This window comes from Variovorax soli NBRC 106424 (assembly GCF_001591385.1).
In the GTDB taxonomy this organism is placed as follows: Bacteria; Pseudomonadota; Gammaproteobacteria; order Burkholderiales; family Burkholderiaceae_C; genus Variovorax; species Variovorax soli.
Genome location: NZ_BCUU01000066.1, coordinates 1 through 23,516, shown reverse-complemented (window position 1 = coordinate 23,516; position 23,516 = coordinate 1). Strand labels below are relative to the sequence as shown.

21 protein-coding genes are annotated in these 23,516 nt (G+C 66.6%); 5 read left to right on the top strand and 16 right to left on the bottom strand.

Annotated elements, in window-relative coordinates; genetic code table 11:
* The first annotated feature begins 276 nt into the window (after nt 1–276).
* Nucleotides 277–999, top strand: coding sequence for a GntR family transcriptional regulator (locus VSO01S_RS18085; protein ID WP_068644212.1), 723 nt, complete (start codon nt 277–279; stop codon nt 997–999).
* 36 nt (nt 1,000–1,035) lie between these two features.
* Here the strand turns inward: VSO01S_RS18085 and VSO01S_RS18080 are convergent, their stop codons facing one another.
* The gene (locus tag VSO01S_RS18080; RefSeq protein WP_068644205.1) at nt 1,036–1,398 is read right to left on the bottom strand and encodes a DOPA 4,5-dioxygenase family protein; all 363 of its coding nucleotides are present in this window, start codon (nt 1,396–1,398) and stop codon (nt 1,036–1,038) included.
* A gap of 98 nt (nt 1,399–1,496) precedes the next feature.
* Here VSO01S_RS18080 and VSO01S_RS18075 point away from each other — a divergent pair, with 98 nt between their 5' ends.
* Nucleotides 1,497–2,594, top strand: a complete 1,098-nt coding sequence (locus VSO01S_RS18075; RefSeq protein ID WP_068644204.1) for a PA0069 family radical SAM protein — start codon at nt 1,497–1,499, stop codon at nt 2,592–2,594.
* Nucleotides 2,595–2,612: 18 nt separating this feature from the next.
* On the opposite strand, the gene fghA is transcribed toward VSO01S_RS18075, so the two are convergent.
* From fghA to VSO01S_RS18060, 3 genes are read right to left on the bottom strand one after another with little or no spacing between them, the layout of a single operon-like run.
* A complete protein-coding gene (gene fghA / locus VSO01S_RS18070) occupies nt 2,613–3,494 on the bottom strand; it encodes an S-formylglutathione hydrolase (RefSeq protein ID WP_068644203.1) in 882 nt (293 codons plus the stop codon).
* Nucleotides 3,491–4,396, bottom strand: coding sequence for an alpha/beta fold hydrolase (locus VSO01S_RS18065; RefSeq protein WP_153305304.1), 906 nt, complete (start codon nt 4,394–4,396; stop codon nt 3,491–3,493). The genes fghA and VSO01S_RS18065 overlap by 4 nt, the downstream gene beginning before the upstream one ends.
* A 7-nt stretch (nt 4,397–4,403) precedes the next feature.
* Nucleotides 4,404–5,510: an S-(hydroxymethyl)glutathione dehydrogenase/class III alcohol dehydrogenase gene (locus tag VSO01S_RS18060; RefSeq protein ID WP_068644202.1), complete on the bottom strand. Its 1,107-nt coding sequence runs from the start codon at nt 5,508–5,510 to the stop codon at nt 4,404–4,406.
* A gap of 135 nt (nt 5,511–5,645) precedes the next feature.
* On the opposite strand from VSO01S_RS18060, the gene aroQ reads away from it, so the two are divergent.
* Entirely contained in the window at nt 5,646–6,095 is a 450-nt protein-coding gene (gene aroQ / locus VSO01S_RS18055) for a type II 3-dehydroquinate dehydratase (RefSeq protein ID WP_068644201.1), read from the top strand.
* Nucleotides 6,096–6,117: 22 nt separating this feature from the next.
* Here the strand turns inward: aroQ and VSO01S_RS18050 are convergent, their stop codons facing one another.
* The 5 genes from VSO01S_RS18050 to VSO01S_RS18030 form a co-directional block, all read right to left on the bottom strand.
* A complete protein-coding gene (locus tag VSO01S_RS18050) occupies nt 6,118–7,665 on the bottom strand; it encodes a SpoVR family protein (RefSeq protein ID WP_068644200.1) in 1,548 nt (515 codons plus the stop codon).
* Nucleotides 7,662–8,954: a YeaH/YhbH family protein gene (locus VSO01S_RS18045; RefSeq protein WP_068644199.1), complete on the bottom strand. Its 1,293-nt coding sequence runs from the start codon at nt 8,952–8,954 to the stop codon at nt 7,662–7,664. The genes VSO01S_RS18050 and VSO01S_RS18045 overlap by 4 nt, the downstream gene beginning before the upstream one ends.
* Before the next feature lie 57 nt (nt 8,955–9,011).
* Nucleotides 9,012–10,934 (bottom strand): PrkA family serine protein kinase, encoded by a 1,923-nt coding sequence (locus VSO01S_RS18040; protein ID WP_068644198.1) that lies wholly within the window; start codon nt 10,932–10,934, stop codon nt 9,012–9,014.
* 525 nt (nt 10,935–11,459) lie between these two features.
* Nucleotides 11,460–12,461, bottom strand: coding sequence for a tripartite tricarboxylate transporter substrate binding protein (locus tag VSO01S_RS18035; RefSeq protein ID WP_068644197.1), 1,002 nt, complete (start codon nt 12,459–12,461; stop codon nt 11,460–11,462).
* Between the two features lie 32 nt (nt 12,462–12,493).
* On the bottom strand, nt 12,494–13,369 hold the full coding sequence (locus VSO01S_RS18030) for a fumarylacetoacetate hydrolase family protein (RefSeq protein ID WP_068644196.1): 876 nt from the start codon (nt 13,367–13,369) through the stop codon (nt 12,494–12,496).
* A gap of 115 nt (nt 13,370–13,484) precedes the next feature.
* On the opposite strand from VSO01S_RS18030, the gene VSO01S_RS18025 reads away from it, so the two are divergent.
* The gene (locus tag VSO01S_RS18025; RefSeq protein WP_068644195.1) at nt 13,485–14,156 is read left to right on the top strand and encodes a FadR/GntR family transcriptional regulator; all 672 of its coding nucleotides are present in this window, start codon (nt 13,485–13,487) and stop codon (nt 14,154–14,156) included.
* Nucleotides 14,157–14,359: 203 nt separating this feature from the next.
* A complete protein-coding gene (locus tag VSO01S_RS18020; RefSeq protein WP_068644194.1) occupies nt 14,360–15,160 on the top strand; it encodes a molybdate ABC transporter substrate-binding protein in 801 nt (266 codons plus the stop codon).
* On the opposite strand, the gene VSO01S_RS18015 is transcribed toward VSO01S_RS18020, so the two are convergent.
* From VSO01S_RS18015 to grpE, 7 genes are all read right to left on the bottom strand, one after another.
* Nucleotides 15,118–16,245, bottom strand: coding sequence for an ABC transporter permease (locus VSO01S_RS18015; RefSeq protein WP_068644193.1), 1,128 nt, complete (start codon nt 16,243–16,245; stop codon nt 15,118–15,120). The two genes, VSO01S_RS18020 and VSO01S_RS18015, sit on opposite strands and share 43 nt — an antisense overlap.
* Nucleotides 16,242–17,408: an ABC transporter permease gene (locus VSO01S_RS18010; RefSeq protein ID WP_068644192.1), complete on the bottom strand. Its 1,167-nt coding sequence runs from the start codon at nt 17,406–17,408 to the stop codon at nt 16,242–16,244. Before VSO01S_RS18010 ends, VSO01S_RS18015 begins: the two co-directional genes overlap by 4 nt.
* A complete protein-coding gene (locus VSO01S_RS18005; protein ID WP_218002356.1) occupies nt 17,405–18,487 on the bottom strand; it encodes an HlyD family secretion protein in 1,083 nt (360 codons plus the stop codon). The genes VSO01S_RS18010 and VSO01S_RS18005 overlap by 4 nt, the downstream gene beginning before the upstream one ends.
* Nucleotides 18,484–19,998: a TolC family protein gene (locus VSO01S_RS18000; RefSeq protein WP_068644191.1), complete on the bottom strand. Its 1,515-nt coding sequence runs from the start codon at nt 19,996–19,998 to the stop codon at nt 18,484–18,486. The genes VSO01S_RS18005 and VSO01S_RS18000 overlap by 4 nt, the downstream gene beginning before the upstream one ends.
* Before the next feature lie 55 nt (nt 19,999–20,053).
* Entirely contained in the window at nt 20,054–21,181 is a 1,128-nt protein-coding gene (dnaJ, locus tag VSO01S_RS17995; protein ID WP_068644190.1) for a molecular chaperone DnaJ, read from the bottom strand.
* 77 nt (nt 21,182–21,258) lie between these two features.
* Nucleotides 21,259–23,211: a molecular chaperone DnaK gene (dnaK, locus tag VSO01S_RS17990; RefSeq protein ID WP_068644189.1), complete on the bottom strand. Its 1,953-nt coding sequence runs from the start codon at nt 23,209–23,211 to the stop codon at nt 21,259–21,261.
* Nucleotides 23,212–23,320: 109 nt separating this feature from the next.
* Nucleotides 23,321–23,516, bottom strand: a 196-nt coding sequence (gene grpE / locus VSO01S_RS17985; RefSeq protein ID WP_153305303.1) for a nucleotide exchange factor GrpE, incomplete at its 5' end; no start/stop codon positions are given.

Below are 23,516 nucleotides of genomic sequence, written 5' to 3'. Positions count from 1 at the left end.
GCCCCTCGGCGGTGCAATTCGGCAGGAATCCCCTATGAGGTCTGCCTGACGCAAGCTTCGGGCCAATGTCATCGAGGTTGGCAACCGCGATGTCGACATGATGGTCAACAATATTCGTCTCGGTTTAAGTGTTAACACTACTGTCGACAAAAAATTACACCGGCCACAGAATGGCTCCATGAACGAGAAGATGTGCCGGCGATGAGCAGCGAAGAAGAGGATCCGCTGCGCGCGGCCATCGAAAGCCGAGGGCGCGTTCGTACAAGCGCCGCGCACATGCCGCCGCCGTCGACCCGAACCGCCCGCCGCGGCACTTCGCAAGCGCGGCTGCAGCGTGAGAACACGCACGACGAGATCTACGAGAAGATTTACGTCGCCATCCTGGAGCACCGGCTGCACCCCGGCACCAAGCTGGGGGAGGAGCGGCTGGCCGAGATCTTCAACGTGAGCCGGGCGCGCATTCGCGAAGTGCTGGCCCGGCTGGCGCATGAGCAGATCGTGGAGATATTCCCGCAGCGCGGCGCCTATGTGGCACGGCCCACCGTCGAGCAGACGCTGGATGTGTTCGAGGCACGCCGGCTGATCGAGCCTGCCGTGCTGCGCCGGCTGATCGGCACCCTCACGCCCGAGAAGCTGGCGAAGCTGCGCCAGCACCAGGAGCTGGAGCTGGACGCACGCAGGCGCGACGACAAGCGCGCGGTCATTCGCCTGTCAGGCGAGTTTCATTCGCTCGCGGCGGAGCTGGCCGGCAACACCGCGCTGGCGCGCAGCATGCGCGAGCTGTCGATGCTGACCTGCCTGATGATCTTTCTCTACGACGCACCAACGGCCACGAGCTGCCGGGCGGACGAGCATTCGCAGATCATCGACGCCATCGGCAAGCGCGATGCCTCGCGCGCGGAGAGGCTGATGCTGCAACACCTCGACCACATCGAGCGCAGCATGAAGCTCGATGGCGGCGACGAACCGGTGGACCTCGAGGCGATCTTCAAGAGTTGACCACCCTGCGCGCTACGTGCTGACGCGGCGAACGTTCTACGCGTTCTTGGGCGTGAATCCGCTCAGGTCGAGCGGCGCATCGTTGCCCAGCCACATGGCGTGCGCCGTGTGATCGGCGTAGTCGTCGCCGGTTTCGCCGTGCACCAGCACGTCCAGCCCGGCCCGCTTCGTTTCGAGCCAGCCGATGACCTGCTCGAAGCTCTCGGCGCCAAAGGCCATCTGGAAGCTCCAGTGCGGATGCGGCCCCACGAGCTTTTCGTGGAAGCGGCCGATGCTGGCCGCGGACGCCAACTCGACCATGGCCAGCTCGCGCAGGGCGCGGGCCTGCTCCACCGTGGCGGGGCCGAAATAGACATGCGCGTGATAGCGCGGGTAGATGTTTTCTGGGCGGCGGGGCATGGGCGGGATTGTCGCGGGGGCCGCAATACCTGCCTTGGGCGGCGGGGCATGCAAAGCTCGGCCCACCGGTGCTTACTGTATATAAGTACAGTATTGCGATGCCTGACGAAGCCTTCATTCCCCTGCACGCCATCAAGGGCCGCGGCGCCGCCTCGCGCCTGGCGCACCGCTTCGAGAGCGAGCAGCGCAGCAGTTACGACGATGGCTGGGGCACGCTGGATGAATCGCAGGCCGAGCTGGCCGAGGCGCCGCCGCTGCAGACCGAGGTGCGCTTCGAGGATGTGAAGTCGGTGCTCAGCGCCAACGACTCGCCCGACGTGCCCTTCGACCGCTCGCTCAACCCGTACCGCGGTTGCGAGCACGGTTGCATCTATTGCTTTGCCCGCCCCACCCACAGCTACCTCAACCTGTCGCCCGGCCTGGACTTCGAGACCAAACTCATCGCCAAGCGCAACGTGGCGCAAGTGCTGCGCGAGGAACTGGGCCGCAGGAACTACCGGCCCAGCCAGATCGCCATCGGCACCGCCACCGACTGCTACCAGCCGATCGAGCGCGAGCTGCGGCTGACGCGTTCGGTGATCGAGGTGCTCCGCGAATGCCGCCATCCCTTCGCGCTGGTCACCAAGTCCAGCGCGGTGGAGCACGACCTCGACCTGATCGCGCCCATGGCGGCACAGCAGCTGGCGGCGGTGTACGTCACCATCACCACGCTCGACGACGAGCTGGCCCGCAAGCTCGAGCCGCGCGCTGCCGCGCCGCACCGGCGGCTGCGCACCATCCGCACGCTGGCCGAGGCGGGCGTGCCGGTGGGCGTGAGTGCATCGCCGCAGATTCCCTTCATCAACGAGGACCTGGAGCACGTGCTCGAGGCCGCGTGGGAGGCCGGCGCGCGCAGCGCCTTCTACAACGTGGTGCGCCTGCCCTGGGAGGTGGCGCCGCTGTTCAAGGAGTGGCTGCAGGTGCACTACCCGCAGCGCGCCGAGCGGGTCATGGCGCGCATCCACGACATGCGCGGCGGCAAGGACTACAACTCGGACTTCGCCACGCGCATGAAGGGCACGGGCCCCTGGTCGGCGCTGATCGCACAGCGCTTCGAGAAGGCGACCCGCCGCATCGGCTTCAACCGCGAGCGCATCGCGATGGACCTTGGCGCATTCCGGCCACCTGGGGCGCAGGGGCAGGGCAGCCTGTTCTAGCAGTGGCCGGCGGCCCGGCTAGTTGCGCCGCTCGACCAGTGCGCGCGCGTGGTGGGCCAGGTGGTCGGCCATCATGCTCTGGATGAAGTAGTAGCCGTGGTCGTAGCCCGCATGCCGGCGCAAGGTCAGCGGCTGGCCCACCGCGCGGCAGGCGGCCTCCAGCTTTTCCGGATGCAACTGCTCGGCCAGGAATGAATCGGCCAGGCCCTGGTCGACCAGGATGCCGCCGGGGTAGGGCGCTGCCGCCTGCGAGTGCATCAGCGCCGAGGCATCGTGCGCCAGCCAGGTGCTGCGGTCCTCGCCCAGGTAGCCGCTGAATGCCTTGATGCCCCATGGACACTCGGTGGGCGCGCAGATCGGCGCGAATGCCGACAGCGATTGGAAGCGCCCCGGGTGGCGCAGCGCCAGCGTGAGCGCGCCGTGGCCGCCCATGGAGTGGCCGAAGATGCCGATGCGTGAAGCGTCCAGCGCGAAATGCGCGGGCAGGCCGGGCAGGAGCTCGGCCATGAGCCAGCTTTCCATGCGCCAGTGGGTGGACCAGGGCGCCTGGGTCGCGTCCAGGTAGAAGCCGGCGCCGATGCCGAAATCCCAGCTCGCCGCGGCGCCCGGCACGCTCGTGGCGGCGGGGCCGCGCGGGCTGGTGTCCGGTGCGATGAGAGCCAGGCCCGCTTCGGCCGCCAGCCGCTGGGCGCCGGCCTTGATCATGAAGGTCTCTTCGGTGCAGGTCAGCCCCGCGAGGTAGAGCAGGGCCGGCACCGGCGTGCCGCCTTCGGCCTGCGGCGGCATGAAGACCGAGAAGCGCATCGGCAGGCCGATTTCTCGCGATTCGTGTTCGAGGAAGCTCACCGTGCCGCCGAAGCAGCGGTGCGAGGACAGGGTCTTGAGGTTCTGAAGATTCATGGAATGCGGTTCGCCACCAACTCCATGACCGCGTCGGCAAAGAGCTGCGGCTTTTCCTGCGGCAGGTTGTGGCCGGCGCCGGGCACGATGCGGTGCGAGCGCGGGCCGGTGAATCGGTCGGCGTGCTGCGAGGCATCCGCGGGCGGGCGTACGCCGTCGTCTTCGCCGTCGAAGGTGATGCTGGGCACGCCGATGGCGGGCCGGCGGGCCAGCCGGGCTTCGATGTCGGCATAGGCCGCGTCGCCAGCCACCAGGCCGAAGCGGTGGCGGTAGGAGTGGATCACCACCTCCACGAAGTCGGGGTGGTCGAAGGCGGGGGCGCTGCGCTCGAAGGTGGCGTCGTCGAAGCGCCAGGTGGGCGACCAGGTGCGCCACAGCAGCCTGGCGATGCCGCGCCGGTCTTGTTCCAGGCCCGCGCGGCCGCGCTCGCTGTGGAAGTAGTACTGGTACCAGAGGCTGCGCTCGTTCTCGGGCGTGTCAGGCTCCATGGCCCGCGCGATGTTCTGGATGTTGTAGCTGTTGAGGGACACCAGCCCGGCGCAACGCTGCGGCCACAGCGCGGCCACCACGCAGCAGGCGCGCCCGCCCCAGTCGTAGCCGGCCAGCACGGCGCGTGGGATGGCCAGCGCATCGAGCAGGGCCAGCAGGTCGGCGCCGAAGGCCGCCTGTTCGCCCGAGCGCGGCGTGGCCGCATCGAGAAAGCGCGTGCCGCCGTAGCCGCGCATGTACGGCACGATGACCCGGCAGCCGCGCGCCGCCAGCAGCGGCGCCACCTCGGCGTACGCATGGATGTCGTAGGGAAAGCCATGCATCAGCACCACCGGCGGCCCGTCGGCCGGGCCCGCCTCGTGGTAGGCCACGTCGAGCACGCCGGCCCGGATGCTGTGCGTGGCTTGCATCATCGGCTTCTCAGTAGATGACCACGCCGCGAATCGACTCGCCGCGCTTCATCAGATCGAACCCCTCGTTGATCTTCTCCAGCGGCATGGTGTGGGTGATCAGGTCGTCGATGTTGATCTTGTTCTCCATGTACCAGTCGACGATCTTCGGCACGTCGGTGCGCCCGCGCGCGCCGCCGAAGGCCGAGCCTTCCCATTTGCGGCCGGTCACCAGCTGGAAGGGGCGGGTGCTGATCTCCGCACCCGCCTCGGCCACGCCGATGATGATGCTGCGGCCCCAGCCCTTGTGCGTGCATTCCAGCGCCTGGCGCATCACCTGCGTGTTGCCGATGCACTCGAAGCTGTAGTCGGCCCCGCCGTCGGTGAGCTGGACGATGGCGTCCACCACATTGGGCACTTCCTTGGGGTTGATGAAGTGCGTCATGCCGAACTTGCGGGCCATCTCCTGGCGCGCGGGGTTGATGTCCACGCCGATGATCTTGTCGGCGCCCACCATCTTGGCGCCCTGGATCACGTTCAGCCCGATGCCACCCAGGCCGAACACCACCACATTGGCGCCCGCTTCCACCTTGGCGGTGAAGATCACCGCACCGATGCCGGTGGTGACGCCGCAGCCGATGTAGCAGACCTTGTCGAAGGGCGCGTCCTCGCGGATCTTGGCCAGCGAGATCTCGGGCGCCACGGTGTAGTTGCTGAAGGTGCTGGTGCCCATGTAGTGGAAGATGGGCTTGCCGTCGATGCTGAAGCGGCTGCTGCCGTCGGGCATCAGGCCCTTGCCCTGGGTGGCGCGGATCTTCTGGCACAGGTTGGTCTTGCGCGACAGGCAGAACTTGCACTGGCGGCACTCGGGCGTGTACAGCGGAATGACGTGGTCGCCTTTTTTCAGCGTGGTCACGCCCGGGCCCACGTCCACCACGATGCCGGCGCCTTCGTGCCCCAGGATGGCGGGGAAGATGCCTTCGGGGTCGGCGCCCGAGAGGGTGTAGTAGTCGGTGTGGCAGATGCCGGTGGCCTTGATCTCCACCAGCACTTCGCCCTCGCGCGGACCCTCGAGGTCGACGGTTTCGATGGTCAGGGGGCTGGCGGACTTCCAGGCGACGGCGGCGCGTGTCTTCATGTCGGGTCTATCGTTGATTGCGGTTGGCGCGCACTATACGGCGCGCACTGCTTCCGGCCCAGCGGCAGGCCTCGCTGTCCCGCCGCGCAGCTACAGTATTGAGTTCGATCCTTCCTGCACCCAAGCAACCGCATCATGAAAAAGATCCTCGTCCTCAACGGCCCCAACCTCAACCTGCTCGGCACCCGCGAGCCCGCCACCTACGGCCACGAAACCCTGGCCGACGTGGAGCAGCTGTGCAAGGACACCGGCAAGAGCCTGGGCGTGGAAGTGGACTGCCGGCAGTCGAATCACGAAGGCCAGCTCATCGACTGGATCCACGAGGCGGGCCGGGAGATCGCGGCCGGCCGCATGATCGGCGTGGTGATGAACCCGGGCGCCTACACCCACACTTCGATCGCGCTGCATGACGCGATCAAGGGTGCGAGCGTCCCGCTCATCGAGCTGCACATATCCAACGTGCATGCGCGCGAGGAGTTCCGCCACCACTCCTACATCTCGCCGGCCGCGCGCGGCATCATCGTGGGCCTGGGTGTGAAGGGCTACGCGCTGGCCATCGAGGCGCTGGTGCGCGTGAGCAGCTGAGCCCTGCGGACTTGGAGGGGCCTCAGCCCTGCGGGGCGGCGGCCTTGTAGCGGGTGATGTGGCCGCGGCTGTCCACGCTTTCCAGCACGACGTCGAAGCCCCACAGGCGCGCCACGTGCTTGATCACCTCGTTGGCTTCCTTGTTGAGCGGCCGGTCGTTGTGCTGCGTATGGCGCAGCGTGAGGGAGCGGTCGCCGCGCAGGTTCACGCTCCAGACCTGGATGTTGGGCTCGCGGTGATTCAGATCGTACTGGCGCGAGAGCGATTCGCGCAGTTGCCGGTAGCCGCTGTCGTCATGGATGGCTGAAACCTCCAGTTCCGGGTCGTCCTCGATGTCGGCCACCGCGAAGAAGCGGAAGTCGCGCATCAGCTTGGGCGAGAGGAACTGGCCGATGAAGCTCTCGTCCTTGAAGTTGCGCATGGCGTAGTCCAGCGTCGTCAGCCAGTCGCTACCGGCCAGGTCGGGGAACCAGCGCTTGTCTTCATCGGTGGGCTTTTCGCAGATGCGCCGCAGGTCGGTGTACATCGCAAAGCCCAGCGCATAGGGGTTGATGCCGCTGTAGGCGCGGTGGCCCACCGGCGGCTGGAAGACGACGTTGGTGTGCGACTGCAGCCACTCCATCATGAAGCCGTCGGCCAGCAGGCCTTCGTCGTACAGGGTGTTGAGCAGCGTGTAGTGCCAGAAGGTGGCCCAGCCCTCGTTCATCACCTGTGTCTGGCGCTGCGGATAGAAGTACTGCGCCACCTTGCGCACGATGCGCACCACCTCGCGCTGCCAGGGCTCGAGCAAGGGGGCGTTCTTCTCGATGAAGTACAGCAGGTTTTCCTGCGGCTCGGCCGGAAAGCGGCGCGAGACTTCTTCGGCGGCATCCGATCCGGCCTTGCGCGGCAAGGTGCGCCAGAGATCGTTCACCTGCTGCTGCAGGTAGTGCTCGCGTTCCTCGCGGCGCGCATGCTCCTGCGCCAGCGAGAGCTTCTGGGGCCGGCGGTAGCGGTCCACGCCGTGGTTCATCAGTGCATGGCAGGAGTCGAGCAGGTCTTCCACCGCCGACAGGCCGTGCTTCTCCTCGCACTCCGAGATGTAGTTGCGGGCATACACGAGGTAATCGATGATGGACGAGGCATCGGTCCACATCTTGAAGAGGTAGTTGCCCTTGAAGAAGCTGTTGTGGCCGTAGGCAGCATGGGCAATCACCAGGGCCTGCATGGCCATGGTGTTCTCCTCCATGAGGTAGGCGATGCACGGGTCGGAGTTGATGACGATCTCGTACGCCAGGCCCATGTGGCCGCGCCGGTAGTTCTTCTCGGTGGCGATGAACTGCTTGCCGTAGGACCAGTGGCGGTAGATGACCGGCATGCCCACCGAGGCGTAGGCATCCATCATCTGCTCGGCGGTGATGATCTCCAGCTGGTTGGCGTAGGTGTCGAGCTTGTAGCCGCGCGCCACCCGCGCGATCTCGCCGTGGTATTGCTCGATGAGCTCGAAGGTCCAGTCCGAGGGGCTGGGCAGCGGTTCGCGCGCCTTGCCCTTGCTGGCCGCTTCCTTGGGCGATTGAACGTCACTGCTCATGCCGGCGCTCCCTCTTTCTTGAACAGGTCGCGGAACACGGGGTAGATGTCCGCGGCGTCCGAGACCTTGCGCATGGCGAAGTTGGGGTGTCCTTCCGCCAGCTGCGCATATTCTTCCCACAGGTTCTGCTCGGCGTCCGCCACCTGCACGTAGGCGTAGTAGCGCACCAGCGGCAGCAGCTGCTCGTCGAGGATCTTGCGGCACTGGCCGCTGTCCTGGTGCCAGTTGTCGCCGTCGCTGGCCTGGGCGCCGTAGATGTTCCACTCGTTGCTCGGGTAGCGGGCACGCACGATGTCGTGCATGAGCTTGAGCGCGCTGCTCACCACGGTGCCGCCGGTCTCGGTGGTGTGGAAGAACTCGTCCTCCGTCACCTCGGTGGCCTGCGTGTGGTGGCGGATGAACACCAGCTCGATCTTGTCGTAGTGCCGCGTGAGGAACAGGTACAGCAGCATGAAGAAGCGCTTGGACATGTCCTTGCGCGCCTCGTCCATGGAGCCCGACACGTCCATCAGGCAGAACATCACCGCCTTGGCCGATGGCACCGGCACCCGCACCCGATTGCGGTAGCGCAGGTCGATCGGGTCCAGAAAGGGAATGCGCTTGGCGTTCTTCTTCAGCTCCGCGATCTTGAGCTCGGTCTCCTTGATCTCGCGGATGATCAGCGCGTCTTCCTCGGCCCGCGGGTTGCGCCTGAGCTTGAGAAGATGCTCTTCCAGCTCGCGCAGCTCGCGCCTGGGCTCCCCGCCCAGCGCAATGCGCCTGGACAGGGCGCCGCGCATGGAGCGCACCACGTGCAGGTTGCTCGGCATGCCGTCGGTGACGAAGCCGGCGCGGTGGCTCTTCCATTCCGGCACTTCGGCCAGCTGCGTGCGAATGAGGTGCGGCAGCGCCAGGTCCTCGAAGAAGACCCGCATGAACTCTTCCTTGGTCAGGCGGAAGACGAAGTCGTCTTCGCCCTCGCCGCTGTCGGAAGCCTGCGAGCCGCCGCCACCGCCGCCGCCGCTTTGCGGCCGCTCGATGCGGTCGCCCTTGACGTATTCGCGGTTGCCCGGGTGGACGTATTCGCGGTTGCCGCCTTCACCGTGGCCGAACACCGGCTCGGACACGTCGTGGCGCGGGAGTGTGACGTCTTCGCCTTGCTCCAGGTCGCGGATGCCGCGTCCGCTGACAGCGCGCTTCACCGCTTCGCCGATCTGTTCCCGGTATCGGCGCAGGAACCGCTCCCGGTTGCCGATGGACTTGTTCTTTCCGGACAACCGGCGATCGATGATCTGCTGCAGCACGGACAAGGATCGTTCTCCTCAAGGGGCAGCGCCTGCGCGTGCGCCGCTACCCTGCATTCTTCATCATGAACTCTTGCGAACGCGCAGATACCATTCGCACAGCAGGCGAACCTGCTTGGCCGTATAGCCCTTCTTGACCATGCGGTTGACGAAGTCTTCGTGCTTCTTCATCTCGTCGGCGCTGCTCTTGGCATTGAAGCTGATTACCGGCAGCAGCTCTTCGGTGTTGGAGAACATCTTCTTCTCGATCACCGTGCGCAGCTTTTCGTAGCTGGTCCACAGCGGGTTCTTTCCCGCGTTGCCGGCCCGCGCGCGCAGCACGAAGTTGACGATCTCGTTGCGGAAGTCCTTCGGATTGCTGATGCCTGCGGGCTTCTCGATCTTCTCGAGCTCGGTGTTGAGCGAGCCGCGGTCGAAGACCTCGCCGGTGTCCGGGTCCCGGTACTCCTGGTCCTGGATCCAGTAGTCGGCGTAGGTCACGTAGCGGTCGAAGATGTTCTGGCCGTACTCGGAGTAGCTTTCCAGGTACGCCGTCTGGATCTCCTTGCCGATGAACTCGGCGTAGCGCGGCGCGATCAGCTCCTTGATGTAGCTGAGGTACTTCTGCTCGGTCTCGGGCGGAAACTGCTCGCGCTCGATCTGCTGCTCCAGCACATACATCAGATGCACCGGGTTGGCCGCGATCTCGGAGCTGTCGAAGTTGAACACCTTCGAGATGATCTTGAAGGCGAAGCGGGTGGAAATGCCCGCCATGCCCTCGTCCACGCCGGCGTAGTCGCGGTACTCCTGGATCGACTTGGCCTTCGGGTCGGTGTCCTTGAGGTTCTCCCCGTCGTACACCAGCATCTTGCTGAAGATGCTGGAGTTCTCGGGCTCCTTCAGGCGTGTGAGCACCGAGAACTGCGACATCATGCGCAGCGTTCCGGGGGCGCAGGGTGCGTGCGCGAGCGAGGAGTTGCGCACCAGCTTGTCGTAGATCTTGATCTCTTCGGACACCCGCAGGCAGTAAGGCACCTTCACGATGTAGATGCGGTCCAGGAAGGCTTCGTTGTTCTTGTTGTTGCGGAAGGCTTTCCATTCGCTCTCGTTGCTGTGGGCCAGCACAATGCCGTCGAAGGGAATGGCGCCGAAGCCCTCGGTGCCCTTGTAGTTGCCTTCCTGCGTGGCCGTCAGCAGCGGGTGCAGCACCTTGATGGGCGCCTTGAACATCTCCACGAACTCGAGCAGGCCCTGGTTCGCCAGGCACAGGCCGCCGGAGTAGGCATACGCGTCGGGGTCGCTCTGCGCATAGGTCTCGAGCTTGCGGATGTCGATCTTGCCGACCAGCGACGAAATATCCTGGTTGTTCTCGTCGCCCGGCTCGGTCTTGGCCACCGCCACCTGGCGCAGCACCGACGGGTAGCGCTTGACGATCTGGAACTGGCGGATGTCGCCGCCGTATTCCTCCATGCGCTTGACGGCCCAGGGCGAGAGAACGCGCTGCAGGTAGCGGCGCGGAATGCCGTATTCCTTCTCGAGGATCTCGCCGTCTTCATCGGAGTTGAACAGGCCCAGGGGCGACTCGTTCACCGGCGAGTCCTTCAGCGCGTAGAAGGGCACATGCTCCATGAGCTGCTTGAGCCGCTCGGCGATGGAACTCTTGCCGCCGCCCACCGGGCCCAGCAGGTAGAGGATCTGCTTCTTCTCTTCCAAACCTTGCGCCGCATGTCGGAAGTAGGACACCACCTGCTCGATGGCGTCTTCCATGCCATAGAACTCCTTGAAGGCCGGATAGAGCTTGATGACCTTGTTCGAGAAGATGCGGGACAGGCGAGGATCGTTGCGCGTGTCGACCAGCTCCGGCTCGCCGATAGCCTGCAGCATGCGCTCGGCTGCAGTGGCGTAGGCGCTGGGGTCCCGCTTGCAGATTTCCAGGTATTCCTGGAGTGAAAGAACCTCTTCTCGAGTCCGCTCGTAACGGGCCGCGAAGTTGCTGATGACATCCATGTTCACACCTCCAACGACGGTCAAGGGTGGGCGCTGCCCGGGTCTTCCGTGCCGCACGCTGCCGATGCATCCGCAAGAAGTGTGCTCAGCGCCGTTTGCATGCCCTTCGGAAAATCCCTCATTAAGGCCCATTCCTGCTGTGCATCCTAATCAACAAAGCCAAATCATGGAATTGTTTTTCGAATTGAGAACGCAGTTTGAGCGCATAAGTTCCCACTGAACGCAACAACATTTGCACGAGATGACAGGAATATCGATAAAACGTGAAGAGCTGTGCGGCGGGGCCGGAAAAACCATGCTGCCCCCTCGGGAAAACGCCGTCCGTTCCAGAGGGAAGATACGCCTGTCAGGCGGTCGGCGCGATGCTCATAATCTATAGGGAATAAACTCGATTGAGAGGAAAACTATTTCCGGCAATGTTGCATTCAGAATTAAAGTTGAGGACTGCACGCTGAATGCGCGTGGTATGCATCCGAAAATAAGAAAGGCAGCTAAACGCTGCCTTTTTTGTTGTCTGTCAGCCGATTACTCGACCTTGCCGATTCTCTTGACTGCACTTGTCATGGTGCGCGCGTCCTGGTCCCAATAGGCCTGGAAATCGGGGGCGTCGAGGTAGGCGATGGGACTGCCGGCCTTTTCGATGATCTGGACCACCGCCGGGTCGACCGCCACCCTGGCCGCCGCAGTGCGCAGCCGCTGCACCACCTCGTCGGGTGTGCCGGCCGGGACGAACAGGCCCGACCATTGCGCGAACCTCACCGGATAACCCAGCTGCGTGAGGCTGGGAACCTCCGGCAGCGAGGCAAGGGGCTGGTCGCCCCAGTGCGCCAGCGCGCGCAGCTTGCCGGCCTTGATCTGCTGCGCGACGGTCGAAGGGCCCGTGGCCAGCGCATCCACCTGCCCGGCCAGCAAGGCCACGATGGCCGGGCCGGCGCCGGTGTAGGGGATGTGGGTCATGCGAAAGCCGGCCTGGCCCTTCAGCATTTCCATCGGCACGTGCATGGTCCCGTAGTTGCCCGAGCTGCCGTAGTTGTAGGTGCCGGGCCTCGCCTTCGCATCGGCAATGAACTCGGCCATGCTCTTCCATGGTGCGTCGGCCCGCACCACGAACACCGTCGGGTCGGCGGTGAAGCGCGCAATGGGCTTGAACTGGCTCATCTGGTAGGCGGGCTTGCGCTCCAGGATCAGGTCGGCCTCGGGCAGGATGGAAATGGAGGACAGCGACAGCAGCACTGTGTAGCCGTCCGCCGGTGCCCGCGCCACCGCGCCGATGCCCACGGCGCCGCCCGCCCCGGCGCGGTTTTCCACCACCACCGGCTGCTTGAGCTCGCGCGAGAGCGAGTCGGCCACGGGGCGCGCCACCGTGTCGGCCACACCGCCCGGCGGGAAGGGCACGATCATGGCCACCGGCTTCGTGGGCCAGGCCCCCTGGGCCCATGCACCCGGCGCCCAAATGGTGCCGAGGGCGCCGAGGGCCAGTGCGGCAAGTGCGGCGCGGCGCACCGGGCTGGGGCGAGTGCTGGTCATGGGATCAACCTCCAGAAAGGGAAGGAAGCAACTCAGTCGACGAAGCGGTTCTCGATCGTGCCCAGCCCGTCGATCTCGATGCGCACTTCATCGCCCGCCTTCAGGTAGCGCGGCGGCGTGAAGCCCTGGCCGACGCCGGCGGCGGTGCCGGTGGCGATCACGTCGCCCGGGTGCAGCGTGATGCCGCGCGAGCAGGTCTCGATCAGGCTGGGAATGTCGAAGATCAGGTCGGTGGTCTGCGCGTCCTGGCGCAGCTCGCCGTTGACCCAGCAGCGCACCCGCGTGTCGCTGCCGTCCAGGGCGTCGGCGGTGACGATCCAGGGGCCCATGGGACAGAAGGTGTCGAAGCTCTTGCCCAGGTCCCACTGCTGGTGGCGCATCTGCACGTCGCGCGCCGTCACGTCGTTGATGATGGTGTAGCCGAACACATGCTGCATGGCGTCGGCCCGCGCGATGTTGCGCCCGCCCTTGCCGATGACCACGGCCAGTTCGGCCTCGTAGTCGATGTGCGTCGACACGGCCGCGCCGGGCAGCCGCACCGGATCGTGCGGGCCGGTCACGGACTCGGGCACCTTGGTGAACACGATCGGCCAGGCATCGGCCTTGGGCGTGTTGTCCTTGAAGACGGAGCTGGCCAGCTCCCTGGCATGCGCGTGGTAGTTGCGGCCGACGCAGAAGATGTTGCGCCTGGGCAGCGGCAGTGGCGCCTCCAGCTTCACCTGGTCCATCGGCACGGGTGCGCTGGTGAGCGCGACGTTCTGGTGTCCGATCGCGTCGTCCTCGATCAGCGCCTGGGCGCCACGGCTGGCGCGTGCTTCGGTCCACTGGAACGGGGCGACGCTTTGAAGGTCATCGGAAACGGTGCCGACATGGCGGCGGCCCTGGAACTGGAAGGTCGCAATGCGCAAAGTGGGTCTCCTGATTGGGACAAATGCTACCAATCGGGTACCAATGGGGCAATAAAATCGCAGCCACTTGGCATCGCGGTTTTCCCGCGGATGCATCTGAGGGAGTCCATCGAAAGTGCACAGCGCCGTCACCCTGAAACAGAACATCCTCGAGAACCTCCAGGCGCGCAGCTGGCGCGCCGGGCACCGCCTGCCCACCGAGCGGGAGCTGAGCGAGCAGTACGGCCTGAGCCGCTCCACCGTGCGGCGCGTGCTGGCCGAGCTCAAGGGCAAGGGGCTGATCACCCAGACCGTGGGCAGCGGGACCTACGTCAGCGAGGAGGTCGGCGTGGCGCTGGCGCAGATCGCCAGCAGCGCCTCGCCGCTGGCCACCAGCCCGGCCGAACTGATGAGTGCCCGCATGGTGCTGGAGCCCGCCATCATTGCCATGGTGGTGGGCAATGCCACCGCAGCGGATTTCGAGCGCATGGACGAGTGCTGCGAGAAGGGCGAGAGCGCCGGCACCATCGAGGAGTTCGAGTTGTGGGACGGCAAGCTGCACGAGGTCATCGCCGATGCCGCGCACAACGCCTTCATCGCCACCGTGTTCCAGCGCATGAGCGAAGTGCGCGCGCAAAGCGAATGGGGCATGCTCAAGCGCCGCACCGCCACGCCTGAGCGGCGCCTGGCCTACGAGCGAGAGCACAGGGCGCTGGTGGCGGCCCTGCGCGACCGCGACGGCGCCCGGGCCGCGCGTCTGTGCCTGGAGCATCTGACCCACGTTCGCCAGAACCTCCTGGGCTACTGAACGGCCGCGCCGGCCGGCGCTCGGACGCCGCCGTTGACCCGGCCCCGGTCGGGCGGCTATATTGGGTCAGCATTTGGTTTTCCTTGAATGCCAAATAGAACCAATAAAGACCTGGAGCCTGAGATGCCCATGGACGGAGACCTGCGCTTGGACCCATTGCCAGCCACTGGCGCGTTGCGGCGGAACAAGATCGGGGTTGCTCCATGAACGTCCTGTGCGCCAGTGCGGCGCAAGGCTTGGTCAGGGCCTTGCAGGGCGTGTTTCTCGAATTCACCGGCGCGCGCATCCATGGCAGCTTCGGCTCCATCGGGCAGTTGCGCGATTCCTTCCTGGCGGGCGCAGCCTGCGATGTGCTCATCGTCACCGCGCCGGTGGTCGGTGAGCTGCAGGCCGACGGGCGCCTGGCGGACTCCGAAGGCGTCCTGGGCCGCGTGCGCACCGCGCTGGCCGTGCGCGACGACGCGTCCAGGCCGGACGTGTCGACCCCCGAGGCACTGAAGGCGGCGCTGCTGGCCGCCCCGGCCCTGTACTGCGCCGACATGCAGCGCTGCACCTCCAGCAAGCACTTCGGCGCGGTGCTGCGCGAACTCGGCATCTTCGAGCAGGTGAAGCCGCGCCTGCGCTGCCTGCCCAACGGGGGCGACGCGATGCGGGAGCTGGCGGCGGACAACCGCCCAGGCGCCATCGGCTGCGCGCAGACCACGCAGATCCGCTACGCACAGGGCATCAACCTGGCGGGCAGCCTGCCGCCGCAGTTCGAGTTGGCGATGGTCTACAGCGCCGCACTCAGCGCGCGGGCCGCGCAGCCCGAAAAGGCGCAGCGCTTCATCGACCTGCTGACGGGCGCCCGCACGCGCGTCATGCGCACGCAGGTCGGCTTCGAGGCCGTACCGGCCGGGGAAAGCACGGCCGGCGCCTGCATCCAGGCGAGCGATCTGGGCGGCGGCAATGTCAGGCCGCCTCAAGGCGAGGGCGCCGCGCGCCGCTGGGGCTTCTTCAGGTAGCGCCAGAGCGCCAGCGAGGCGTACAGCGCCAGCAGCGCCGCCAGCGTGCCCAGCTCGGGCAGCACGTCGGCCATCTGCGCATCCATCTGGTTGATCTTCACCAGGCTCTGCACCCCGGCCGTGGACGGCAGCAGCTGCGCCAGCGCGGCAAGCGGTGCCGGCATGGCCGCAAAGGGCCACGGCACGCCGCTGAGGAAGAAGATCAGCGCCGATGAGGCCGCGAGGAATTGCGCCGAGCGTTCGCCGCGGTCGAAGAAGCTCCCGATGAACAGCGCGAACGCCACCGTGCACGCGACGAACAGCACCGTGGCCAGCAGCATGGCGCCGAAGCTGCCCGCGCGCGGGTAGTCCTGGAACCAGAACACGAAGCCGAAGTAGAACAGCGCCGTCATCAGCCCGATCAGCAGGAAGGCCAGCCCGCTGCCGAGCAGCTCGGCCGCGCTTGCGAAGCGCCGGCCCAGGCGCCTGCGCTCGCCCATCAGCAGCACGATGCCCATGAACAGCGTCTGGTGCACGATGACCACCGCCACGCCCGGCACGACGTAGCTGCCGTAGCCCTCGCGGGTGTTGAAGAGCGGATGCGCAATCGTCTTCACCGGCGTGAGGTTGCGGATGCCCAGCGCGCGCGCCGGGCCTTCGAGTGCCTTTTCCACCGCGTCTTCCAGCGCCGCCTGCAGGCCTTCGCCGACGGCGCTGGTGCGCACCAGGTACGCGCCGTTGAGGTAGAAGGCGACGGCGTCGGGCCGGGTGCCCGACAGAACGCCGCGCTCGAAGTTGGCGGGGATGAGCACCAGCCCATCGACCTCGCGCCGCTCCAGCATGGCGCGTGCCGCCTCGAAGTCCTGGAGCTGCGCCACCAGCCTCAACTGCGGCGAGGCCAGCAGGCGCTCAGTGATCTTGCGGCTGGCCGGGCTCTGGTCGAGGTCGACCATGGCAACGGGCAATTGCGTGGCGACCTGGTGCTGGTAGGCGGCGGGATAGTAGAAGCCGTAGAGAAAGCCGGCCATCACCAAAATCATCAAGGCCGGCCGCGTGGTGAAGATGGCATGCAGCGTTTCGCGCAGGCCTTGCAGCAGCTTCTTCATGCCGGGCTCGACTGCAGTTGGTGCCGCGTCGCGCGCCGCAGCAGCAGGCCGGCCAGCAGGAACATCGCCAGGGCGACGGCCGACATCAGCGCCAGCCAGGGCAGCGATGCGGACGCGGGCGAGCCCATGAACATCTGCTCCATCTGCAGCTTCACGTAGGCCGAGAAGGGAAGGACATGGCTCCAGACCTGGGTGAACACGGGCGCGCCGATGACCGGCAGCGTGGCATCGGAAAAGGTGAGGGCGGGTCCGCCATACAGCGCCACCGCCGACAGCGCGGTGTAGGTGTCGCGCACCAGCAGCGCGACGAAGGCGGCAATGGCCGCATAGCAGGCGTACAGCGCCAGCTGGCCGGCGGCCAGCAGTGCCAGGCTGCCGTGCACGCCCCAGCCGCGCCATCCGCACAGCCACGCCGTGCCCGCCAGCTGCCACGCGGTGAAGACGAGCACGTAGGGCGCCAGCTTGGCCGCCAGCGCAGGCAGGGCGCCGCCGCCCGTATCGAGCCACGCTTGCAACGTCCCCGCTTGCAAGTCCCGACCCAGTGCCACCACCACGGCGCAACTGAGCAGCACATGCAGGATGCCCGGCTGCAGCAGCGCCTCCAGGAACCACTCGTAGCTCAGCTGCGGATTGAACAGCACCGTGGCCTGGATGCGCGGCGCCTCCAGCCGCACGGCCGGCACGTTGTGTGCCCGCATCAATTCGGGCCGCAGCTGGGCGTTGAGCGCGGCCACCGCGTCGCTCACGCCGCGGCTGGCCAGGGCACCCACCGAGTAGAAGGCGGCGTTGCGGTAGAGCAGCACCGACGCCTGCTGGCCCGACAGCGCATCGCGCTGCAAGCCCGCGGGGATGATCACCACCGCCCACACGTCAGTGCGGCGCGCCAGCGTCCAGGCCTCGCTCTCCTGCACCGGCTCGGCCACCACCTCGACCTGCGCCGAGGCGCGCAGGTTGCGCACCAGCTGGCGCGACAGCGGGGAGTGGTCGGCATCCACCACCGCAATGGGCAGCAGGCGCGCCGTGCTCTGCACGAACATCAGGCCCAGCACCACCAGCGTGACCAGCGGCGCCAGCGTGACCAGCGCCAGGTCCCAGCGGCTGCGCGCCAGCCAGTTCAATTCGCGCCGCAGCGCCGTGCCGAAGCCCGGGGTGGAGCGCGTCATTGCGGCCAGTCGAACAGCACGCTCATGCCGGGGCGCAGCTCGTTCACCGGCTCGGCCGGATGCAGCTTGACCTCGAAGCTGCGCACGTCGAAGCCGGTGGACTGGCGCGTGGCGCGCCAGGTCGCGAACTCGCCCTGGGCACTGATGGTGTGGACCTTGAATTTCAGCTTGCGGTTGTCCAGCGCCGGCACGCTGCCGGTCAGCTCCTTGCCGGCCGCCATGCCGTGCAACTGGTTCTCGCGCACGTTGAGCGCAATCCACGGGTGGTCGACCGCCACCAGCGTGAGGATGGGAAAGCCGAGCGCCACCACCTCGCCGGGGCGCACCATGGCATGCGACACCTCGCCGTCGACGGGCGCGGTCAGCGTCTGTTCGCGCTGCAGGTCTTCCACCGCCTGCAGGCCGGCCTTGGCCACCTCCACCTGCGCGGCCACCGCGTCCTTGTCCTCCTGCGGAACGCCGCGCACGGCGCGCAGGTATTGCTGCTCGGCCGCGCGTGCCTGGCCCGCGGCCGCATCGCGCGCGGCGCGTGCCTCGTCCAGGCGCTGGGTGGACACCACGCCTTCCTCGTACAGGTTGCGGATGCGCGTGTAGGTCTTCTCGGTGAGCAGGAGCGCGGCCTGCGCGCTGCCTGAGGTGGCGCGCAGGGTCTCGATGTTCTCCGGCCGCGAGCCGGCCAGCGTTCGGGCCTGCACCGCCTGCGCGCCGGCCAGCACGCCGGCGGCCTGGTCGCGCCGCGCATCGAGCTCGGGGCTGGTGAGCAGCACCAGCTCCTGCCCGGCCTTCACCCGCTGCCCGGATTCCACCAGCAGCTTCTCCACGCGCGAGAGCGGCACCTTGGTGGCGATGGTGAACTGCTCCGCATCGACCATGCCTTGCAGCTGGTCGGGCACCGGCTTGTAGGCCAGCCACAGGCCGATGCCGATGAATGCGGCGACCGCCACGCCGGCGGCGGCCAGCAGCCAGCGAAGCGCGCCGGGCTTCTTCTGCTCTTCGCCGGAGCGCGTGCCTTCCTCGGCGCGTTGCGCCGTGTCTTCATGGTTGCGCGCAGCTTGTTGGTGTTCTCTGGCTTCGCTCATGGTGCGCTCATCCGTTGGTCTGCCCGCGCGATGTGCTGCGCGTAGTCGTTCATCCGTCCGCTGGCGGCCAGCAACTGGGCCAGGGCCAGGTCGTATTCGTAGGCGGCGGCGGCGCGCTGCGTCTGCGCCACGCTCAGGGCCACCTGCGAATCGATCAGCTCGGTGGCGGTGGCCTGGCCTTCGCGAAAGCCCAGGTCGTGCACCCGCACGTTTTCCTCGGCGGCCGCGATGTTGGCGCCGAGCAGCATGAACTGCTTGCGCGAGGTTTCCACGCCCTGCCAGCTGCGCACGATCAGGGTCTCGATGTCGCTGCCGGCCTGCTCCATCGCGGCATCGGCCTGCTGCTCGCGCGCCCGTGCCGCCCCTTCGGCGCTCTTGCGGTCGACATTGGAGAACAGCGTGTAGTGCAGGCCCACGCCGACGATCCAGTCGGGGTCGGGCAGCACGGCGTTCTTCGAGTTGAAGTTGTAGGAGCCGAAGCCGTACACCTTGGGCAGCGCCAGCGACTGGGCCGCCTTCACCCCGCTGCGGCTCACGTCGCGCAGTGCCGCCAGCCGGGCCAGCGTGGGCGAGTTGCCGCGGCCCGAGTCGATGAAGGCCTGCACCGGCTCCAGCGGCTGCGATTGCGCGAAGAGCGGCGTCACCGGCTGCACCGTGCCGCTTTCCTTGAGCAGCCGCGTCAACACGGCCTGGGCCGTCTCGTATTCGTTCTGCGCGCGCAGCAGCTGGCGTTCGGCGGCGTTGCGCGCCACCTCCACCTGCAGGCGCTGCGCCTTGGCCAGCACGCCCTGGCGCTCCATCTTCAGCGCGTTGTCGTAGTGTTTGGCAAAGCGGTCCAGGTTCTGCCGGCTGGTGGCCACCACCTGCGCGGCCAGCTGCTGCCCGAAATAGGCGCCCACCAGCTGCAGGCCCAGCGTGTCGGTGAAGCTGGCCAGCTCCGCTTCGGCCTGGCGTGTCTGCGCCTGGGCGGCATCCTGCGTGGCGTCGGACATGCCGCCCGTGTAGAGCGGCCACAGCAAGGTGAGCGTGGGGCGCCAGATGTTGTCGGTGATGGTGCCGGACACCGAATCGGGAATGCGCCCCAGCGCGTTGTTCACCGGCCCGCTGACGATCGGCGCCACCGCCTGGCCCACGGGCGACGAGGCCAGGAACCCGTTGATGGCCTGCTCCACCAGGTTGCGGCCGGCCGCCAGGGAAATCTCGATGGTCTTCTGATAGCGGAAGACCTGGGCGTCGACCGACAGGATCGGCAGATTCAGCCCGCTCACCGCCTCGGCCGAACTGCGCGACGCATCGACGCCGGCGCGTGCCGCGGTCAAGCCGCTGGAGGTGGCCGCCAGGCGTTCCTGGGCGGCGTTGAAGCTGTAGCTGCGAAGAGAGGATGAAGACGCCGGCGGCGGCTGCTGCGCATGGGCTGCAGCGGCTGCTGCCCATGCCAGCGCCAGCGCGCCGTGCCGCCAGCGAGGCGCCGTCCCCCTGGCCCGGCGCGTCTCGGATTTTTCGAAATGCATATGCCCGATTCTTCCCCAGCGATTGCGAAAGACGCAACCGTGGGCGGGCAAGCCGTCAGCTGAAGAACTCCTTAGCCTTGTCGAACCAGCCCTTGTCGGTGGGGCTGTGCTTGTTGCCGCCCTTCTTGAGCGACTCGTCGAGCTCCTTCATGAGCTTGCGCTGGTGCTCGGTGAGCTTGACCGGCGTTTCCACCCGCACGTGGCAGTACAGGTCACCCGGATAGCTCGAGCGCACGCCCTTGATGCCCTTGCCGCGCAGGCGGAACTGCTTGCCGCTTTGCGTGCCGTCGGGAATGTCGATGGCCGCCGCGCCCTTGAGCGTGGGCACCTCGATCTCGCCGCCCAGCGCCGCAGTGGTGATGCTCACGGGTACCACGCAGTGCAGGTCGTCGCCGTCGCGCTCGAAGATGTCGTGCTTCTTCAGCCGGATCTCGATGTACAGGTCGCCGGGCGGCCCGCCGTTGGTGCCGGGCTCGCCGTTGCCGGTGCTGCGGATGCGCATGCCGTCGTCGATGCCGGCCGGAATCTTCACTTCCAGCGTCTTGTTGTTCTTGATCTTGCCCTGGCCGTGGCAGGTGGTGCAGGGCTCGGGAATGATCTTGCCGGTGCCGCGGCACTGCGGGCAGGTCTGCTGCACGCTGAAGAAGCCCTGGCGCATCTGCACCGCGCCCTGGCCGTGGCAGGTGGTGCAGGTGATGGGCTTGGTGCCGGGCTTGGCGCCCGAGCCGTGGCAGGTGCCGCACTCGTCCCAGCTGGGAATGCGGATCTGGGCGTCCTTGCCCTCGGCCGCTTCTTCCAGCGTGACTTCCATGGCGTAGCTCAGGTCGTTGCCGCGGTACACCTGGCGACCGCCGCGCCCACGGCCGCCGCCGAACACGTCGCCGAAGATGTCGCCGAAGGCCTCGGCAAAGCCGCCGAAGCCTTCCGCGCCCGGGCCGCGCATGTTGGGGTCCACGCCCGCGTGGCCGTACTGGTCGTAGGCGGCGCGTTTCTGTCCATCGGACAGCATCTCGTAGGCCTCCTTGGCCTCCTTGAACTTGGCTTCCGACTCCTTGGCGGTGTCGCCATGGTTGCGGTCGGGGTGGTACTTCATCGCAAGCTTGCGATAAGCCTTCTTCAGTTCGTCGTCGCTCGCGTTCTTGGGAACGCCGAGGATCTCGTAGTAATCGCGTTTGGTGGCCATGGTGTGCGCAGCAGTCTGAAAACGGAAAAAGGCTGGACCACCTCAGCAGGTCGTCCAGCCTTGTGCGGGCCTCAGGTTCAGCCCTTCTTCACTTCCTTGACTTCGGCGTCGACCACGTTGTCGTCGGCCGTTTGCGAGTTGCTCGCGCCACCCTGGGCACCGCCTGCATCGCCGCCCGGCGCAGCGCCGGCAGCGCCGGCGGCCGCCGCCTGGTCGGCGTACATCTTCTCGCCCAGCTTCTGGCTGGCCGTCATCAGGGCTTCGGTCTTGGATTCGATCGCGGACTTGTCGTCGCCCTTGACGACCTCTTCCAGCTCCTTGATGGCCGCTTCGATCTTTTCCTTCTCGGCGGCGTCCAGCTTGTCGCCATGCTCGCCCAGCGACTTCTTCACGCTGTGCACCATGGCTTCGCCCTGGTTGCGGGCCTGGGCCAGCTCGACCTTCTTCTTGTCCTCGGCGGCGTTCAGCTCGGCGTCCTTCACCATCTTCTGGATTTCTTCTTCCGACAGGCCCGTGTTGGCCTTGATGGTGATCTTGTTTTCCTTGCCGGTGCCCTTGTCCTTGGCGCCCACGTGCAGGATGCCGTTGGCGTCGATGTCGAAGCTCACCTCGATCTGGGGCAGGCCGCGCGGTGCCGGCGGAATGCCTTCCAGGTTGAACTCGCCCAGGAGCTTGTTGCCTGCGGCCACTTCACGCTCGCCCTGGAACACCTTGATGGTCACGGCCGGCTGGTTGTCGTCGGCGGTGGAGAAGGTCTGCGCGAACTTGGTCGGGATGGTCGTGTTCTTGGCGATCATCTTGGTCATGACGCCGCCCATGGTCTCGATGCCCAGGCTCAGAGGCGTCACGTCCAGCAGCAGCACGTCCTTGCGGTCGCCCGAGAGCACCTGGCCCTGGATGGCGGCGCCCACGGCCACGGCTTCGTCGGGGTTCACGTCCTTGCGCGGCTCCTTGCCGAAGAACTCCTTCACCTTTTCCTGCACCTTGGGCATGCGGGTCATGCCGCCCACCAGGATCACGTCGCTGATGTCGTTGACGCTCACGCCGGCATCCTTGATGGCGGTGCGGCAGGGGGCGATGGTGCGCTCGATCAGCTCTTCGACCAGGCTTTCCAGCTTGGCGCGGGTGAGCTTGATGTTCAGGTGCTTCGGGCCCGAGGCATCGGCCGTGATGTAGGGCAGGTTGATGTCGGTGGCGGCGCTGTTGGACAGCTCGATCTTGGCCTTCTCGGCCGCTTCCTTCAGGCGCTGCAGCGCGAGCACGTCCTTGGACAGGTCCACGCCCTGTTCCTTCTTGAACTCGCTGATGATGTAGTCGATCACGCGCTGGTCGAAGTCTTCGCCGCCCAGGAAGGTGTCGCCGTTGGTCGACAGCACTTCGAACTGCTTCTCGCCGTCCACGTCGGCGATCTCGATGATCGAGATGTCGAAGGTACCGCCGCCCAGGTCATACACGGCGATCTTGCGGTCGGCCTTGTCCTGCTTGTCCAGGCCGAAGGCCAGGGCCGCGGCGGTGGGCTCGTTGATGATGCGCTTGACGTCCAGGCCTGCAATGCGGCCGGCGTCCTTGGTGGCCTGGCGCTGGCTGTCGTTGAAGTAGGCCGGCACGGTGATGACGGCCTCGGTGACGGGCTCGCCCAGGTAGTCCTCGGCGGTCTTCTTCATCTTGCGCAGGATCTCGGCGCTGATCTGCTGGGCAGCCAGCTTCTTGCCGCGCACTTCGACCCAGGCGTCGCCGTTGTCGGCCTTGACGATGCTGTAGGGCATCAGGTCGATGTCCTTCTGCACTTCCTTCTCGTCGAACTTGCGGCCGATCAGGCGCTTGACGGCGTAGATGGTGTTCTTGGGGTTGGTCACGGCCTGGCGCTTGGCCGAGGCGCCGACCAGCACTTCGCCGTCTTCCTGGTACGCGACGATGGAAGGCGTGGTGCGCGCGCCTTCGGAGTTTTCGATCACGCGGGTGTTGTTGCCCTCCATGATCGCGACGCACGAGTTGGTGGTGCCGAGGTCGATGCCGATGATTTTGGCCATGTTGATTGCTCCTGGAATCTCTAAAGAATTTGTTGTGTTGAACTTGTGGATAACCCAGCCGGATTCAAGGGACGAGGCGGGGATATCTTGTGCGTAGCGCGGCTTTTGTTCAGTTGGGCGCGCTGACGGTGACCAGCGCCGGGCGCAGCACGCGGTCGGCGATGGTGTAGCCCTTTTGCAGCAGGCCCACCACGGTGTTGGGCTCCTGGCCCGGTGCCGGCACCATCGAGATGGCCTGGTGCAGGTGCGGATCGAACTTGGCGCCTTGCGCGGGCGCGATCTCGATCACCTTGTTGCGCTCCAGC

Excerpts from the sequence above, each read along its gene's own strand:
- VSO01S_RS18015 (WP_068644193.1), bottom strand. The coding sequence starts at position 16,245 with ATGAAGAAGCTGCTGCAAGGCCTGCGCGAAACGCTGCATGCCATCTTC.
- VSO01S_RS18075 (WP_068644204.1), top strand. The coding sequence starts at position 1,497 with ATGCCTGACGAAGCCTTCATTCCCCTGCACGCCATCAAGGGCCGCGGC.
- VSO01S_RS18010 (WP_068644192.1), bottom strand. The coding sequence starts at position 17,408 with ATGACGCGCTCCACCCCGGGCTTCGGCACGGCGCTGCGGCGCGAATTG.
- dnaK (WP_068644189.1), bottom strand. The coding sequence starts at position 23,211 with ATGGCCAAAATCATCGGCATCGACCTCGGCACCACCAACTCGTGCGTC.
- VSO01S_RS18050 (WP_068644200.1), bottom strand. The coding sequence starts at position 7,665 with ATGAGCAGTGACGTTCAATCGCCCAAGGAAGCGGCCAGCAAGGGCAAG.
- VSO01S_RS18085 (WP_068644212.1), top strand. The coding sequence starts at position 277 with ATGCCGCCGCCGTCGACCCGAACCGCCCGCCGCGGCACTTCGCAAGCG.
- VSO01S_RS18060 (WP_068644202.1), bottom strand. The coding sequence starts at position 5,510 with ATGAAGACACGCGCCGCCGTCGCCTGGAAGTCCGCCAGCCCCCTGACC.
- VSO01S_RS18020 (WP_068644194.1), top strand. The coding sequence starts at position 14,360 with ATGAACGTCCTGTGCGCCAGTGCGGCGCAAGGCTTGGTCAGGGCCTTG.
- VSO01S_RS18080 (WP_068644205.1), bottom strand. The coding sequence starts at position 1,398 with ATGCCCCGCCGCCCAGAAAACATCTACCCGCGCTATCACGCGCATGTC.
- fghA (WP_068644203.1), bottom strand. The coding sequence starts at position 3,494 with ATGAATCTTCAGAACCTCAAGACCCTGTCCTCGCACCGCTGCTTCGGC.
- VSO01S_RS18005 (WP_218002356.1), bottom strand. The coding sequence starts at position 18,487 with ATGAGCGAAGCCAGAGAACACCAACAAGCTGCGCGCAACCATGAAGAC.
- dnaJ (WP_068644190.1), bottom strand. The coding sequence starts at position 21,181 with ATGGCCACCAAACGCGATTACTACGAGATCCTCGGCGTTCCCAAGAAC.
- VSO01S_RS18040 (WP_068644198.1), bottom strand. The coding sequence starts at position 10,934 with ATGGATGTCATCAGCAACTTCGCGGCCCGTTACGAGCGGACTCGAGAA.
- aroQ (WP_068644201.1), top strand. The coding sequence starts at position 5,646 with ATGAAAAAGATCCTCGTCCTCAACGGCCCCAACCTCAACCTGCTCGGC.
- VSO01S_RS18000 (WP_068644191.1), bottom strand. The coding sequence starts at position 19,998 with ATGCATTTCGAAAAATCCGAGACGCGCCGGGCCAGGGGGACGGCGCCT.
- VSO01S_RS18035 (WP_068644197.1), bottom strand. The coding sequence starts at position 12,461 with ATGACCAGCACTCGCCCCAGCCCGGTGCGCCGCGCCGCACTTGCCGCA.
- VSO01S_RS18065 (WP_153305304.1), bottom strand. The coding sequence starts at position 4,396 with ATGATGCAAGCCACGCACAGCATCCGGGCCGGCGTGCTCGACGTGGCC.